The sequence below is a fragment of the Bacillus sp. Leaf49 genome (genome assembly GCF_001426125.1).
GTDB classification, from domain to species: domain Bacteria; phylum Bacillota; class Bacilli; order Bacillales; family Bacillaceae; genus Bacillus; species Bacillus altitudinis.
Map to the genome: position 1 here is coordinate 52,073 of NZ_LMRK01000008.1, position 14,676 is coordinate 66,748.

A 14,676-nucleotide genomic window follows, 5' to 3' on the forward strand; every position below is an offset into this window, starting at 1 on the left:
ACAAATTTTTGACAGCATGTTACGCTTATCAGCCGGTAAAAACCTTAACATATCCTTAAATTTCCCCAAAATTAAAAAAAGAACGGGAACAAGTCCCGCTCTATAATAGCTTTTCACCCATTAAAGAACCAATTAATGCAACTGCCGCTTCTGCTGTTTTATTTTTCTCATCTAATACCGGATTCACCTCAACAAACTCAGCAGAAGTCAAAATCCCTGCTTCCTCTAAAAGCTCCATTGCTAGATGACTCTCTCTATAACTGATGCCGCCAGCAACCGGCGTTCCCACGCCAGGGCACTCCGCTGGATCAAGGCCGTCTAAATCAAGCGACAAATGAACACCATCTGTTCTTTCTTTTAAATACGCAATGGCTTCCTCCATTACTCTCGTCATCCCTAATCGATCAATTTCATGCATCGTATACACTTTAATGCCTTTTTCTCTAATCAATGCCCGCTCTCCTTCATCTAAAGAACGAGCACCAATCAAGATCACATTCTCAGGCTTTACTTTTGGCGCATAACCGCCAATATTCGTTAGATCAGCATGCCCAAGACCGAGACTGACAGCAAGTGGCATCCCATGAATATTCCCAGAAGGAGAGGTTTCCTCTGTATTTAAATCACCGTGTGCATCATACCAAATGACACCCAAATTTTCATAATGCTTGGCTACACCGGCTAGTGTACCAATTGCAATGCTATGATCCCCGCCTAAAATCAGCGGAAACGAACCGGACTGCACAATACTGCTAACCTTTTCAGCAAGAAGCTGGTTTGCGCCAGCATTCTCCGTTAAGTTTTTCAGTTTTTCACTTGTATAGAGACCTTTCTCATCATCCCTTTGCTCAACAGGAATATCCCCTAAATCCTCGACACCAAATGAAAGCGATTCCAATTTTTCTTTTACGCCAGCACAGCGAATGGCACTCGGCCCCATATCAACGCCTCTTCTCATTTGACCGAGATCCATCGGCACCCCGACAATCGTGACCTTCTTTTGATCTCCCATATGTACATCCCCTTTCCGTTCATGCTTATATTTTACTTTCTCGGTACCTTTTGACTCAACTCAACAATATTTTGAATAGTTATACATTCCAATCGTCAAAATAAAAAAAAGACACCTTTTTAAAAAAGGTGTCTTAACTGGGCTAGCTGGATTCGAACCAACGCATGACGGAGTCAAAGTCCGTTGCCTTACCGCTTGGCTATAGCCCAAAAATGGTGGAGGGGGGCGGATTCGAACCGCCGAACCCGGAGGGAGCGGATTTACAGTCCGCCGCGTTTAGCCACTTCGCTACCCCTCCACATATGGAATTGATAAAAGAAAAACAGTGCCGGCAAGAGGACTTGAACCCCCAACCTACTGATTACAAGTCAGTTGCTCTACCAGTTGAGCTACACCGGCATATGGTGGAGGATGACGGGCTCGAACCGCCGACCCTCTGCTTGTAAGGCAGATGCTCTCCCAGCTGAGCTAATCCTCCACATCATGGTGACCCGTACGGGATTCGAACCCGTGTTACCGCCGTGAAAGGGCGGTGTCTTAACCGCTTGACCAACGGGCCAGTTTGTCAAGTTTACTGTTTCCGTGAAGCTGACAAAAGTTATTATATACAGGTTGTCCCCCTTTTGTAAAGGGGATTTTTATTTTTTTTATTTTCTAACTATTCAACCCTCATCAGTACAACATTTTGACTGAAATATAATTTCAGTATTTAAATATAATATTGAAATTTCATGTCATACTCAATATACTGAAAATGAAGAAATAAGGAGGTATGTCACATGCAGCCATCTCAACTGCGTTCTTTGACAACAGAATCAAGAAACCCTAACACCATGAGAATTTCACAAGCAAGCCCGCTAGAAATACTCCAAATGATAAATGCGGAAGATATGAAGGTCGCTCAAGCCGTCAACCGTGTCCTTCCAGACGTAAAGACAGCAAGTGACTTGGCCTTTGAATCCATCTCGAATGGGGGCAGACTCATTTATCTAGGCGCTGGAACAAGCGGCAGAATTGGGGTAATGGATGCGGTCGAATGTCCACCTACCTATAGCATTTCACCTGATGTCATCGTAGGCATCATGGCCGGTGGAGACTCTGCCTTTTCACATGCAGCAGAAGATGTGGAAGACAGTGAAGAAGCTGGTCAAAAAGATTTAGAACACATTCACCTGACATCAAAAGATACGGTTGTCGGCATCGCGGCGAGCGGTAGAACACCCTATATCATTGGCGCTTTAAACTATGCTAGAACCATTGGAGCAAAAACAGTAGCCCTCAGCTGCAATGAACAAGCAGAGATTAGCGAACTAGCAGACTGCGCCATTGAAGTCGTCGTAGGACCAGAAGCCATCACTGGGTCAACACGAATGAAAGCCGCATCCGCTCATAAAATGATTTTAAATATGCTTTCCACCTCTGTCATGATCAGACAAGGCAAAGTATATGAAAACCTGATGGTAGATGTAAAAGTAAGCAATCATAAACTAAAAGAACGCGCCATCACCATCATTCAACATGTGACCAATGCTTCCTACGAACAAGCAGTAAAAGCCCTTGAAGCAGCCGATTTAGAAGTTAAAACAGCCATCGTCATGCTCCAAACCAAAACAGATAAAAAGACAGCCAAAGACCTGCTCAACAAAGCAGATGGTCACATCGACAAAGCCATCTTACGTCATCAATCTTAAAGGAGGAAACTCATGTCAGCAGGCGGACTCACCCTACTACACACAATGAAATCAAAGCTTCCCCAATCTGAAAAAATCATTGCAGACTATATCCTTGCCCATCCTGACAAAGTCATTAAAAGCACAGTGCATGAAATCAGTCAGGCTGCCGGTGCAAGCAGCTCTGCCGTCATCCGTCTCTGTAAGTCTCTCGGGCTGGATGGCTATCACGATTTGAAAATGCGGATCGCTGGAGACTTAATGCACACTGATAAACAAGGCTACCGGGATATCGAACAAGATGAACCACTTCAATCCATTATTCAAAAGACAGCAGGAAACACCATTCAATCGATCAAAGATACAGCCTCTATTTTAAATGTAGAAGCTTTAGAAAAAGCTGTGCAACTGCTGCTGAATGCAAACCAAATCCATTTTATCGGTGTGGGTGCATCTGGCATCGTCGCAGCTGATGCCCAGCAGAAATTTCTCAGAATCAATTATGCAGCCACCGCCTTCACTGACATGCACATCGCATCTACGGTCATCGCAAATGCTGGAAAGAATGACATTGTGTTCGGTATATCCTTCTCAGGAGAAACATTAGACATCATCCAAGCCCTTCAGCTCGCAAAAGAAAATAAAGTGAAAACCATTGCTTTAACACATCCAGGGCATACAAGCGTTTCTGCATTGTGTGATGTCCATCTATCAACGTCCGGTTCCAATGAAGCACCTTTTCGCAGTGCTGCCACTTCCTCTAGAATGGCACAGCTCTATTTAATCGATGTCTTGTTCCTCAGTTTAGCCTCCCGTCAATATGAACAGACAGCACAATATATTGACAAAACAAGGCATGCCATCCGCTCCATGAAACGAAAAACAAAGGGGGATTCAACATGAGTCATCAAAAAAAATATCAGCAGTTGGCGAAAGAAATCCTTTCACTCTGTGGTGGTTCTGAAAACATCTCTTCCCACACACATTGTATGACACGTCTCCGAATTACACCCATTGATCGTGAAAAAGTGCAAACCACCGCGATCAAAGAACTCGATGGCGTCATTGGCGTCGTCGAAGCTGAAACACTGCAAATCATTTTAGGCACAGGTGTTGTCAACCAAGTATCAAGTGCATTTGAACAACTGCTCAATGCCTCAGGTTCATATGACTTAAACAACGAAGCACAGAAAAACAAACAAGCCATTTCACAAAAGAACCGCACACCATTCAAGCTGTTCTTACGGCGGATCGCCAGCATTTTCATTCCCATTATTCCAGCACTCGTTGCATCGGGTCTTATAACCGGTATTACAAAAGCGGTCGTGCAAGCAGGCTGGCTCGATGAAAAATCTCAAGCTGCGATTATCCTAACCGTTATAGGCTCAGGCTTGTTTGCTTATCTCGGTATATTAGTAGGAACAAACGCCGCAAAAGAATTTGGTGGCTCTCCTGCATTAGGCGCATTAGCAGGTATTCTCATCATTAACCCAGCTGCCGCTGATATTATGTTATTTGGCACTAATATTCTACCAGGTAGAGGCGGACTTATCGGTGTTCTTCTTGCAGCTATTTTTATGGCACTTGTTGAAACCCGGATCAGACGCTTCGTCCCGCAATCACTCGATATCATTGTCACACCAACCATCACACTACTCATTACAGGCATTTTCACGTACGTTATCTTCATGCCAGTCGGCGGATTTATATCTGATGCCATCACCTCTGGACTTACTTATCTATTAAACATTGGCGGTATTTTTGCCGGATTTGTTCTTGGTGCGACCTTCCTTCCTCTTGTTGTCACTGGACTTCACCAAGGCCTAACACCTATTCATATGGAACTGATTAATTCAATTGGAGATGACCCGCTTCTGCCAATCCTCGCTATGGGAGGCGCAGGACAGGTCGGTGCTGCTTTTGCCATTTATATGAAAACAAAAAAGAAAAAGCTGAAAAGAGCCATTGCAGGCGGACTTCCTTCAGGAATGCTTGGAATTGGAGAACCGCTCATTTTCGGTGTCACACTCCCGCTCGGAAGACCCTTCCTCACTGCTTGTCTCGGCGCAGGAATCGGCGGAGCATTTCAAGCCTATTTCCAAATCGCCACTAAAGCAATCGGGGTATCAGGTCTCCCATTAACCTTTATCGTTCACACACATCAAATGCTGCTTTACTTAATAGGTCTCTTCATTGCATATGTCGCTGGATTTATCTTCACATACTTATTCGGATTTCATGATGATATGGCTGTTGAATTCGAGGAAAATAAGCAATAGGAGGTCTAGCTCTTGAAAAAATATTTTCTCATCATCACAAGTCTGTTCATGCTCCTAGGGTTACCAGTACAAACATTTGCAACTAGCTCCCATCCTGTATCGTCTTTGTCTAAAACAGCACCTGAAGAATATCCCGTCTTAAAAAAAGCAAAACGACCGGAACAAGTAGGTTTTTCTTCTAGGCAGCTTAGGAAGGTTGATCACATGATTCAAAACGATATCAAAGCAGGGTTCCCGGGGGCAGCACTCATCATTATCAAGGATGGTCAGATCGTCCATCAAAAAGCCTATGGCTACAGACAAAAATATAAAGGGACAACAGAACTCAAATTCTATAAGAAAATGAAAAAGAACACACTGTTCGATTTGGCATCCAATACAAAAATGTATGCCACCAACTATGCCCTGCAAAAGCTAGTATATGAACAAAAACTAGATGTAAATGAAAAAATACAAACCATCCTGCCTGACTTTCAAGATGAACCAGATGCAAAGGTAACCGGCAAAGATCAGCTTCGAGTCAAGGATCTTCTCACCCATTCTGCCGGACTGCCTTCCAGTGTTTTATTTTATAGCAAAGAGCAAGCGGTCTCTTTTTTCTCTCAAGATAGACAAACAACCATGAAATGGCTGCCAAAGGTGCCTCTGCAATACAAGCCAGGCACTCAGCATATTTATAGTGATATTGATTACATGCTGTTAGGCATGATCATTGAGAAAAAAACCGGTATGCCACTTGATCAATATGTAGAGTCAACGATTTATCGACCGCTTGGTCTAAAACATACCATGTTCAATCCGCTGAAAAAGGGATTCAAGCCAAAGCATTTTGCAGCAACCGAGCGTCTAGGCAATACAAGAGATGGTGTCATTGATTTTGAAAACATTCGCAGGTATACCTTGCTAGGTGAAGTCCACGATGAGAAAGCCTATTACTCAATGGCAGGTGTCTCCGGACATGCTGGACTTTTCTCTAATACATCAGATATGGCCGTACTGCTTCAGCTGATGCTCAATAAAGGAGGCTATGGGAAAACAACCATCTTTGACCAAGCTTCTATCGATCTCTTTACGGAATCATCAGACACGAACCCAACTTACGGGCTAGGCTGGCGGAAAAACGGCAATACTGACATGGAATGGATGTTTGGGAAATACGCAAGTAAAGAAGCGTATGGACACACAGGCTGGACCGGAACGATGACTTTGATTGATCCAAAACACAATCTAGGCGTCGTCTTGCTGACAAATAAAAAACATTCACCCGTCGTTTCACCTGAAGTCAACCCAAATCAATTTGAAGGTGACCTTTTCCCAACTGGTACTTATGGAAGCATCATGACCGCAATCTACGAATCTTTTAAGTAAAAGGAGGAATTCGATGTTAAAAGCTCTGTTCCCCGCTGCACTCGTTTTGGCCCTGCTCACCTCTTCCATTCCAACGGAAAAGGTGAGCTCCGCCCCTCTCCCAACTGCCAAACAAATGGTTCAGGACATGTCCTTGGATGAAAAAATTGGCCAAATGCTCATGCCAGACTTTCGCAATTGGCAAGCAGAAGGTGCATCCGCTCCTACAGGCTTCACAAAAATGAATAAAGAAGTCTCTCACCTTGTAGAGAAATATCATTTAGGCGGTGTCATCTTATTTGCAGAAAATGTCGTTGATACGAAACAAACCGTCAAACTCACACATGAATTTCAACAAGCATCACCCAACATTCCTTTACTCATTTCCATTGATCAAGAAGGCGGAATCGTCACAAGACTACAAAAGGGAACACATTTCCCAGGAAATATGTCGATTGGTGCCTCTCGAAGTAAGAAAAATGCTTATGACACTGGTAAAATCATCGGCAAAGAATTAAACGCTCTAGGTATCAATACAAATTTCTCTCCTGTTCTTGATGTAAATAATAACCCGAATAACCCCGTCATTGGTGTCCGTTCCTTTAGCTCTGACCCTGAACTTGTCACGAGACTTGGTCTGCAAACCATGAAAGGACTTCAAAAGGAAAAGACCATTTCCACATTAAAGCATTTCCCGGGACATGGTGATACAGCTGTTGATAGTCACTACGGACTTCCGCTTGTCGAACATGATCTAGATCGTCTTAAAAAGGTGGAGCTGTATCCGTTTCAACAAGCAATCAACGCAGGGGCAGATATGGTCATGACTGCTCATGTTCAATTCCCAGCCATTGATGACACAACTTATAAAAGCAAAAAAGATGGCGAGGACATTATGGTTCCAGCAACCTTATCAAAAAAAGTCATCACAAACTTATTAAAAGAAGACATGGGCTTTCAAGGAGTGGTTGTAACAGACGCCCTCAACATGAAAGCGATTGCAGATAACTTCGGACAGGAAGAAGCTGTGGTAATGGCTATTAAAGCAGGCGTCGACATTGCCCTCATGCCAGCACCTGTCACGTCCTTAAAGACAGAAAAAAACCTAGAGAATGTGTTCAATGCTTTAAAAAGAGCAGTTCTCACAAACGAAATTCCAATGTCCCAGATCAATCAATCTGTCGAAAAAATCCTTCAATTAAAGATCAAACGCGGCATCATTTCCGCCAATAAATCAGTAAGCCTTGAGAAGAAAATCAAAAAAGCCACACAGCTCGTTGGTCAAAAGTCGCACCGAAAAGCAGAACAAGAAATGGCACGTGAAGGAATCACTCTACTCAAAAACAACGACAAAACCTTGCCTTTTAAGCCTAAAAAGAATGACAAAATCGTACTCATGGCACCATACGAAGATCAAACAAAAGCAATGTCCGTCACAATTGAATCTCTGATCAAACAGAAAAAGATCAAACCTGTGCGTATCCAATCATACGCATTTGCAGATAAGAGCTTCTCCAAAGAAACAGCCAAACTCATTCAAGATGCTGACTATGTCATTACCGGCTCTTACGTTGTCCAAAATGACCCGGCTGTGAATGATGGCGTCATTGATGACGGTGTACAGGATCCGAAAAAATGGGCAACGGCCTTCCCTCGTGCTGTCATGAAAGAAGCAGCAGCACAAAACAAAAAATTGGTCATCATGAGTCTTAGAAACCCTTATGATGCTGCAAATTTCGAGGAAGCCGACGCCTTACTAGCTGTGTACGGTTTTAAAGGCTACTCAAACGGACAATTCAATCAACCGAATATTCCTGCGGGACTAGAAGTGATTTTTGGAGCTGCCTCACCTAAAGGGAAATTGCCCGTCGCTATCCCATCAGTCACTCATCCTAATCAAACCCTTTACCCATTTGGCTATGGACTCAATTTAAAAGGCAAACAGATCAAATAGGAGGGATTCTCTTGAAAAAGACAGCAAGCTTGATACTCGCTAGCATTCTCATGATCAGCACATTGACCGCCGCCTCCCCCGCAGATTCAGAACGAACAGATACAAAAGGAAAAAAAGCAACAGCCAAAACAGGTATCGAAACATTACTCTCAAGTAACCTCTCTTGGCTTAAAGGGAAAAAAGTAGGGCTTATTACGAATCCTACAGGCATTGATGCAAACATGAAAAGCAGTGTCGATCTGCTATTTGAACACCCCGATATTAAACTGACTGCCTTGTATGGGCCTGAACATGGCGTCCGTGGTGATGCACAAGCAGGAGAAGGCGTCGAATCGTATACTGACGAAAAAACAGGCCTGCCTGTTTACTCTCTTTATGGAAAAACAAGAAAGCCAACTCCTGAAATGCTCAAAAATGTAGATGTCCTGCTATTTGATATTCAAGACGTTGGTGCTCGTTATTACACCTATATTTACACGATGGCGTATGCAATGGAAGCAGCTAAGGAAAACAACATTCCATTTGTTGTCTTAGATCGTCCAAACCCAATAGGCGGGCTAAAAGTAGAAGGACCCGTATTAGAGCCAGAACACGCCTCTTTTGTAGGTCTCTATCCCATCCCATTAAGACATGGGATGACAACTGGAGAACTTGCATACATGTTTAACAAAGAGTTTCATATCAACGCTGATGTAAAAGTGATCAAAATGAAACATTGGAAACGATCCATGACGTTCGATGACACGAAGCTGCCGTTCGTCCTCCCTTCACCTAACATGCCGACCGTTGACAGTACCTTTGTTTACCCAGCAACAGGATTAATCGAAGGCACAAACGTTTCTGAAGGCAGAGGAACGACAAAACCGTTCGAACTCATTGGCGCTCCATATATCAATAGCAATGAGCTAGCAGATCATTTAAATGGGTTAAAACTAAAAGGCGTTCAATTTAGACCTGTCTCATTTACCCCTACCTTTTCAAAACATGCCGGGACTTTGTCTCACGGGGTACAGCTTTATGTCACAGACCGAAAATCATTCGAAGCAGTCAAAACAGGTCTATCCATCATCAAAGCAATACATGACTTGTATCCTAATGACTTTCAATTCCTACAAACAGGCAGCTTTGATAAACTCATCGGGAATAGCTGGATCAAAGAAGAAATCAATAAAGGCACTTCCATCAAACACATCATGAAACAATACCACCATGATCTAAAGACATTCGAAAAGAAACGGAAGAAATACCTCATCTATTAATCGCAAAAAAGCCTCCACCTTAAAGGTTGGAGGTTTTTTCATGATAAAGACTTAGTCACAGCAGGTACTTTCAGCTCGAAACGATGAAGTAAAAAGCCAAACAAGGCTGCAAGCACTTGCTGAAACAGCATGCCAATCACGACAGGAACAGCAACAGCAGGCGGGAAAAAGCTAATGGCAAGCACAGCACCCGCGCTAATGTTCCGCATACCGCCCGTATACACAATCGCCACAATTTCTCCTTGGGTACATTTCATCGCCTTTCCAATCAACCACGCAAAAGCATACCCACTCATTGCAATGAAAAAGACAGTCGCTGCTTTGCTAAAAAATGCAGCATCCAGTTCACGCAAATATGGGGCGACAACAGAACTGTTAATCGATACGACAACAAACAAGCCTAATTTTGAAAAAGGAGCCAAGGTCTGACTCATTGCTTTTGTCACCGATGGCTTTGCATACTGACGAACGAGCATCCCTAAAATAGAGGGCAACACCACCATACCGAATAGTCCTTTCATGATCGCCACCATGTCCATATGGACCTGTGTACCAACGAAGATTGACAAGCTTACTGGCACAATCAATGGCGAAAGCAATGTATCAATTAATATGATAGATAACGTTAACCCCACATTCCCTTTATACATTGCCGCCCATATTAAACTAGACACACCTGTCGGAATCACCATCGCAAGCGTCAAACCGGTGATCGTCATAGCATCACCTGCAAATATCAAATGCCCCGCCGACCATGCATAAAGGGGCATCAGCACATGCAAAATCATAAACGATAAAATCAAAGGCAATGGATGCATCACCGTATGTTTTAAAGCTGAAAAAGTAGATGACAAGCTCCCTGAAAATGTCATCACAGCAAACACCCAAGGCACCAAAAAGGTGAAATCTTTTAAATACGCCGCCAATAATACACCAAGTAGCACGCTGACAGGCGTAATGAGCGGCATCATCCGGCCGAGCACCTGATTCAAACGGACAAGCATGCCGGCCACCTCCATCCTTCACTTTCTTCCTTGTTCTATTGTAACAAACAGAACAGTCTCTTTAAGATCCGATCACTTGTTTCATAAGTTTTTGACTAGACGTATCCATTCCAACTACGTCCACTTCTACACCAGCTGTACGATATTTTCCCTTCACACGTTCAATTGCGGCCACACCTGATTCGTCCCATATACGCGCTTCAGACAAATCAATCACAACCGTGTTCAGGTCGTTTCCATGATGGAAGGCTTGAATCAATTCAGTCACGGAAGCAAAGAAAATTTGACCCTTAATTCGGTAAACCCATGTACCAGCTTGGCTTTCTGTAGAGGTAATATGCAGTTTTGATATTTTAGCCACAAAGAATACGGCACTAAGCAGCACCCCTGCAAAAACACCCTTGGATAAATCATGAGTGAACACCACCGTCACGACCGTGACAAGCATCACAAGAGAATCTGTTTTTGGGTTCTTTTTCAGCTGCTGGAATGAACTCCAATCAAAGGTACCAATAGAAACCATGATCATGACAGCAACAAGAGCAGCCATTGGAATTTGAACAACCACATCACCAAGCACAAAAATCAATACCATTAAAAATGCACCAGCCACAAAGGTAGAAAGCCGGCCTCGTCCCCCTGCCTTTGTATTAATCACAGATTGACCAATCATCGCACAGCCAGCCATACCGCCAAAAAATCCTGCCACCACATTGGCAATTCCTTGGCCTCTCGCTTCCTTATTTTTACGACTAGACGTTTCCGTCATATCATCTACAATTTGTGCTGTTAATAAAGATTCAAGTAAACCAACCATCGCAAGTGCTAAGGAATAAGGAAAAATGATAGCAAGTGTTTCCCAGCTAAACGGTACATTGGGAATAAGAAAAGTTGGCAAAGAGCTAGGAAGCTCTCCCATGTCTCCAACCGTTCTGACATCAATATGCCCAAATACAGCAATCATCGTCATCACAATAATTGCAATAAGTGGAGAGGGAATAACTTTTGTGACCATCGGCAATACATAAATGATCAACAATGCTCCACCTGTCATGACATACATAGCCATGGATTCCCCAACGAAATGCGGCAGCTGTGCCATGAAGATCATAATTGCCAATGCATTAACAAAACCAACCATCACAGACCTCGGAATAAATTTCATCAGACGAGAAACACGACACATTCCAAACACAATTTGAATCAGGCCTGTTAAAATCGTAGCCGCAAACAAGTACTGCAATCCATGATCGGCTACCAAATTAACCATAACCAGAGCCATAGCCCCTGTAGCGGCCGAAATCATACCTGGCCGTCCACCAACAAACGAAATGACAATGGCAATACAAAACGAAGCATACAACCCAATCTTTGGATCAACGCCCGCAATAATCGAAAACGCAATCGCCTCAGGAATTAAAGCCAGAGCCACTAAAATACCCGCCAGCACATCCTGACGCACATATCCAAACCATTCTTGCTTTACAAATAAATCTTTCAAACCATCTACTCCTTTTTATATACATACCGTACAAGGAAAAAGAAGGCGAATAAAACCCGGAGATACAGAAAGGAACAAACAATAACCATTCAATTTCGGGGAAAAAGAGGAACGTACAGAGTCTTTTGTTAGAGAGGATTATCTTCACTTTAGTAAGAATATAAGAAAGGAACTAAGGAATCAAGCACAAAAAGAAGGAATGTATAGAAAATTGATACAAGGCTTACTTACCAATCGATTTATTCCATTCATGAGTCTATTGTCTATTTGTCACTGAGCATGTCCAACATTTAAAACAAACAACAAAAGCCCCTATATAAAAGGGGCTTTTGGTTGATTAACGTAATAATTGAAGTACATTTTGCGGCTGTTGATTCGCTTGTGCAAGCATAGCTTGAGACGCTTGAGAAAGAATGTTGTTCTTTGTGAACTCACTCATTTCTTTCGCCATGTCAACGTCACGAATACGAGACTCAGCAGCAGTTAAGTTTTCAGCAGATGCACCCAAGTTGTTAATCGTGTGCTCTAGACGGTTTTGCACTGCACCAAGTTTTCCACGTTGAGCAGATACTTGGTTAATAGCTGCATCAACAATACTTAGTTGAGTATCAAAACCAACGTCAGTAGCATCTGCTGCATTATCAGCAAACTTTCTTACATCGATGTCTTTAATCGCTTGATTCGCTACAATTCCATTAGCACCTTTCACTCCCAATGCATCTGTACTCATTTTATCAATATGAACTGAGATTTGTTGAGTTGCATTAGCACCGATTTGGAACACTAAAGCATTACCACTTGCTGGAACTGCAGGTGTACCTGTATCTGGATCATCTGGATCTGTCGGCGGAATTGCTGGTGTTCCTGGGGTTCCTTTAAACGAACCATCTAATAATTTTTTACCGTTAAACTCTGTACGATTTGAAATTCCATCTACTTCTTCTTGTAAAGCTTTAATTTCATCTTGGATAGATTGAAGGTCAGACTCTTTATCCTGTGTACCAGTATTTCCAGCTTGAACGACTAGTTCACGAACACGTTGAAGGATTGAGTGAGTTTCAGTCAATGCCCCCTCAGCTGTTTGGATAAGAGAGATACCGTCCTGTGCGTTTTTTGAAGCCATTTCTAATCCGCGGATTTGTCCACGCATTTTTTCAGAGATTGCAAGACCTGCTGCGTCATCTCCTGCACGGTTGATTTTAAGACCAGAAGAANGCCATTTCTAATCCGCGGATTTGTCCACGCATTTTTTCAGAGATTGCAAGACCTGCTGCGTCATCTCCTGCACGGTTGATTTTAAGACCAGAAGAAAGCTTCTCCATGTTCTTTTGGCTCGCACCGTTGTTAGCAGATAAACGGTTCAGTGTGTTAAGTGCCGCGATATTGTGGTTAATTCTCATTTCCTATTACCTCCATGTAATTTTTTTCGAGCTTGTCTACAAAGTCCATTTAGATGAGAAGCTCTTCCTTAGAATTTCCGATTTCTAAGGCATGTGTACAGTAATAATGCAGATCACCTTTTGGCTCTCTAACTTTACTACTATCTGCAACACCAGTTATGGCAATAATCATGAAAACTCCTTCTATTAATACTCACCATAACAATGAGTAGCGTGTTACCTACTATAGACAGACCTACCACATATTTTAGTTTGTGGAAATTGTTTATTTCACAAATTCGACACATTTAAAATGCATAAAAGGAAGATGAAATTCTATCAACTACATTTTCAGGAGGAGAAACATAATTAGTGTAAAATTGTGTGGAAACAACACTTTTTCGTATACCCTAGAATCACTCGATAAAGTAACAGAGAAAGAAAAAGGTTTTTGAGAGAAGGATTCACTTCAAAAAAAGAACGATGAAAAATAACATCAAAAAAAGCCCCTGTTCTCTATGATCAGAGGCTTTACCTTTTTCTCTTTTTCAATGCTTTTTGAAGAGCTGCTTTTATCTTCGAACCGTTCCATCTTTTATATGGCACAACGTTGACCAATGGAATGCCTTGCTCTGTCATCAACTAGACGAATTAGCATTGTACGTTCTCAACTACCTTTTTATATTTAAATAAATAGTGGGAGCGATTCGCAAAAAAGCACGATATAAGAAAATTCATTTGCATGATATGTGTCATACTCATGCTACTATGCTAATAAATCAAATCGGCAAAATATCTGGGTTTAATATCAAATCTGTCTATCATCGTTTAGGTCATGCAGAAGCTATATCAAACTTATTGCAAATTTGATAATGCGTCCCCATTGCGTCCCCTAGCAATTAAAAAAGACATAAAAAAAAGCCTTCTCATCATCGAGAAACCTTGTCAGAACAATATTTAGAGGAAAGCTTCCAAGCGGGCTCGAACCGCTGACCTCTTCCTTACCATGGAAGTGCTCTACCTACTGAGCTATGGAAGCATGGCTCCGCAGGTAGGACTCGAACCTACGACCGATCGGTTAACAGCCGATAGCTCTACCACTGAGCTACTGCGGAATGGATAAAGTAACTTCTTCCATTGGAAGGATATAAACAAAAAGCTTGGCGGCGTCCTACTCTCACAGGGGGAAACCCCCAACTACCATCGGCGCTGAAGAGCTTAACTTCCGTGTTCGGTATGGGAACGGGTGTGACCTCTTCGCTATCGCCACC

11 protein-coding genes, 7 tRNA genes, 1 rRNA gene and 1 pseudogene are annotated in these 14,676 nt (G+C 42.6%); 6 read left to right on the forward strand and 14 right to left on the reverse strand.

Features of this window, described 5'->3' with window-relative positions:
* Positions 1 to 100 precede the first annotated feature (100 nt).
* The 6 genes from rocF to ASG46_RS06020 all read right to left on the reverse strand — a co-directional run bounded on the left by rocF (position 101) and on the right by ASG46_RS06020 (position 1,571).
* Positions 101 to 1,012, reverse strand: a complete 912-nt coding sequence (gene rocF, locus ASG46_RS05995; protein WP_007498554.1) for an arginase — start codon at positions 1,010 to 1,012, stop codon at positions 101 to 103.
* A 137-nt stretch (positions 1,013 to 1,149) separates the two neighbouring features.
* Positions 1,150 to 1,221, reverse strand: a tRNA-Gln gene (locus ASG46_RS06000).
* 4 nt (positions 1,222 to 1,225) lie between these two features.
* Positions 1,226 to 1,310 (reverse strand) — tRNA-Tyr (locus ASG46_RS06005).
* A 28-nt stretch (positions 1,311 to 1,338) separates the two neighbouring features.
* A tRNA-Thr gene (locus ASG46_RS06010) sits at positions 1,339 to 1,411 on the reverse strand.
* Positions 1,412 to 1,414: 3 nt separating this feature from the next.
* Positions 1,415 to 1,490 (reverse strand) — tRNA-Val (locus ASG46_RS06015).
* A 6-nt stretch (positions 1,491 to 1,496) separates the two neighbouring features.
* Positions 1,497 to 1,571 (reverse strand) — tRNA-Glu (locus tag ASG46_RS06020).
* A 220-nt stretch (positions 1,572 to 1,791) separates the two neighbouring features.
* On the opposite strand from ASG46_RS06020, the gene murQ reads away from it, so the two are divergent.
* From murQ to ASG46_RS06050, 6 genes are read left to right on the forward strand one after another with little or no spacing between them, the layout of a single operon-like run.
* Positions 1,792 to 2,703 carry an N-acetylmuramic acid 6-phosphate etherase gene (gene murQ, locus ASG46_RS06025; RefSeq protein ID WP_046527274.1) on the forward strand — a complete coding sequence of 304 codons (912 nt, stop codon included), beginning with the start codon at positions 1,792 to 1,794 and terminating at the stop codon, positions 2,701 to 2,703.
* Positions 2,704 to 2,715: 12 nt separating this feature from the next.
* On the forward strand, positions 2,716 to 3,585 hold the full coding sequence (locus ASG46_RS06030; protein ID WP_025206628.1) for a MurR/RpiR family transcriptional regulator: 870 nt from the start codon (positions 2,716 to 2,718) through the stop codon (positions 3,583 to 3,585).
* Positions 3,582 to 4,961 carry a PTS transporter subunit EIIC gene (locus ASG46_RS06035; RefSeq protein WP_008344031.1) on the forward strand — a complete coding sequence of 460 codons (1,380 nt, stop codon included), beginning with the start codon at positions 3,582 to 3,584 and terminating at the stop codon, positions 4,959 to 4,961. Before ASG46_RS06030 ends, ASG46_RS06035 begins: the two co-directional genes overlap by 4 nt.
* Before the next feature lie 12 nt (positions 4,962 to 4,973).
* Positions 4,974 to 6,329 carry a penicillin binding protein PBP4B gene (gene pbp4b, locus ASG46_RS06040; protein WP_056703667.1) on the forward strand — a complete coding sequence of 452 codons (1,356 nt, stop codon included), beginning with the start codon at positions 4,974 to 4,976 and terminating at the stop codon, positions 6,327 to 6,329.
* A 13-nt stretch (positions 6,330 to 6,342) separates the two neighbouring features.
* On the forward strand, positions 6,343 to 8,262 hold the full coding sequence (locus ASG46_RS06045) for a glycoside hydrolase family 3 protein (protein ID WP_056703670.1): 1,920 nt from the start codon (positions 6,343 to 6,345) through the stop codon (positions 8,260 to 8,262).
* Between the two features lie 50 nt (positions 8,263 to 8,312).
* Positions 8,313 to 9,521, forward strand: a complete 1,209-nt coding sequence (locus tag ASG46_RS06050; protein ID WP_409222567.1) for an exo-beta-N-acetylmuramidase NamZ family protein — start codon at positions 8,313 to 8,315, stop codon at positions 9,519 to 9,521.
* A gap of 38 nt (positions 9,522 to 9,559) precedes the next feature.
* Here ASG46_RS06050 and ASG46_RS06055 read toward each other — a convergent pair whose 3' ends face one another.
* The 8 genes and pseudogenes from ASG46_RS06055 to rrf form a co-directional block, all read right to left on the reverse strand.
* Entirely contained in the window at positions 9,560 to 10,525 is a 966-nt protein-coding gene (locus ASG46_RS06055) for a bile acid:sodium symporter family protein (RefSeq protein WP_056703690.1), read from the reverse strand.
* Between the two features lie 61 nt (positions 10,526 to 10,586).
* Entirely contained in the window at positions 10,587 to 12,026 is a 1,440-nt protein-coding gene (locus ASG46_RS06060) for a SulP family inorganic anion transporter (protein ID WP_056703684.1), read from the reverse strand.
* A gap of 337 nt (positions 12,027 to 12,363) precedes the next feature.
* Positions 12,364 to 13,240 (reverse strand): flagellin Hag (hag, locus tag ASG46_RS06065; RefSeq protein ID WP_156376650.1); only part of this gene is annotated, 877 nt, incomplete at its 5' end.
* A gap of 1 nt (position 13,241) precedes the next feature.
* Positions 13,242 to 13,426 (reverse strand): annotated as a pseudogene (locus ASG46_RS21285) (flagellin N-terminal helical domain-containing protein); the annotation flags it as partial.
* A gap of 49 nt (positions 13,427 to 13,475) precedes the next feature.
* Entirely contained in the window at positions 13,476 to 13,598 is a 123-nt protein-coding gene (locus ASG46_RS21420; protein ID WP_017358868.1) for a hypothetical protein, read from the reverse strand.
* Between the two features lie 773 nt (positions 13,599 to 14,371).
* Positions 14,372 to 14,444: transfer RNA gene (locus tag ASG46_RS06070), tRNA-Thr, on the reverse strand.
* Between the two features lies 1 nt (position 14,445).
* Positions 14,446 to 14,520: transfer RNA gene (locus tag ASG46_RS06075), tRNA-Asn, on the reverse strand.
* A 43-nt stretch (positions 14,521 to 14,563) separates the two neighbouring features.
* Positions 14,564 to 14,676 (reverse strand): 5S ribosomal RNA (gene rrf / locus ASG46_RS06080); the annotation flags it as partial.

Coding starts and splice junctions, on each gene's coding strand:
- ASG46_RS21420 (WP_017358868.1), bottom strand. CDS start 13,598: ATGATTATTGCCATAACTGGTGTTGCAGATAGTAGTAAAGTTAGAGAG.
- ASG46_RS06045 (WP_056703670.1), top strand. CDS start 6,343: ATGTTAAAAGCTCTGTTCCCCGCTGCACTCGTTTTGGCCCTGCTCACC.
- ASG46_RS06055 (WP_056703690.1), bottom strand. CDS start 10,525: ATGCTTGTCCGTTTGAATCAGGTGCTCGGCCGGATGATGCCGCTCATT.
- ASG46_RS06030 (WP_025206628.1), top strand. CDS start 2,716: ATGTCAGCAGGCGGACTCACCCTACTACACACAATGAAATCAAAGCTT.
- murQ (WP_046527274.1), top strand. CDS start 1,792: ATGCAGCCATCTCAACTGCGTTCTTTGACAACAGAATCAAGAAACCCT.
- ASG46_RS06050 (WP_409222567.1), top strand. CDS start 8,313: ATGATCAGCACATTGACCGCCGCCTCCCCCGCAGATTCAGAACGAACA.
- ASG46_RS06035 (WP_008344031.1), top strand. CDS start 3,582: ATGAGTCATCAAAAAAAATATCAGCAGTTGGCGAAAGAAATCCTTTCA.
- rocF (WP_007498554.1), bottom strand. CDS start 1,012: ATGGGAGATCAAAAGAAGGTCACGATTGTCGGGGTGCCGATGGATCTC.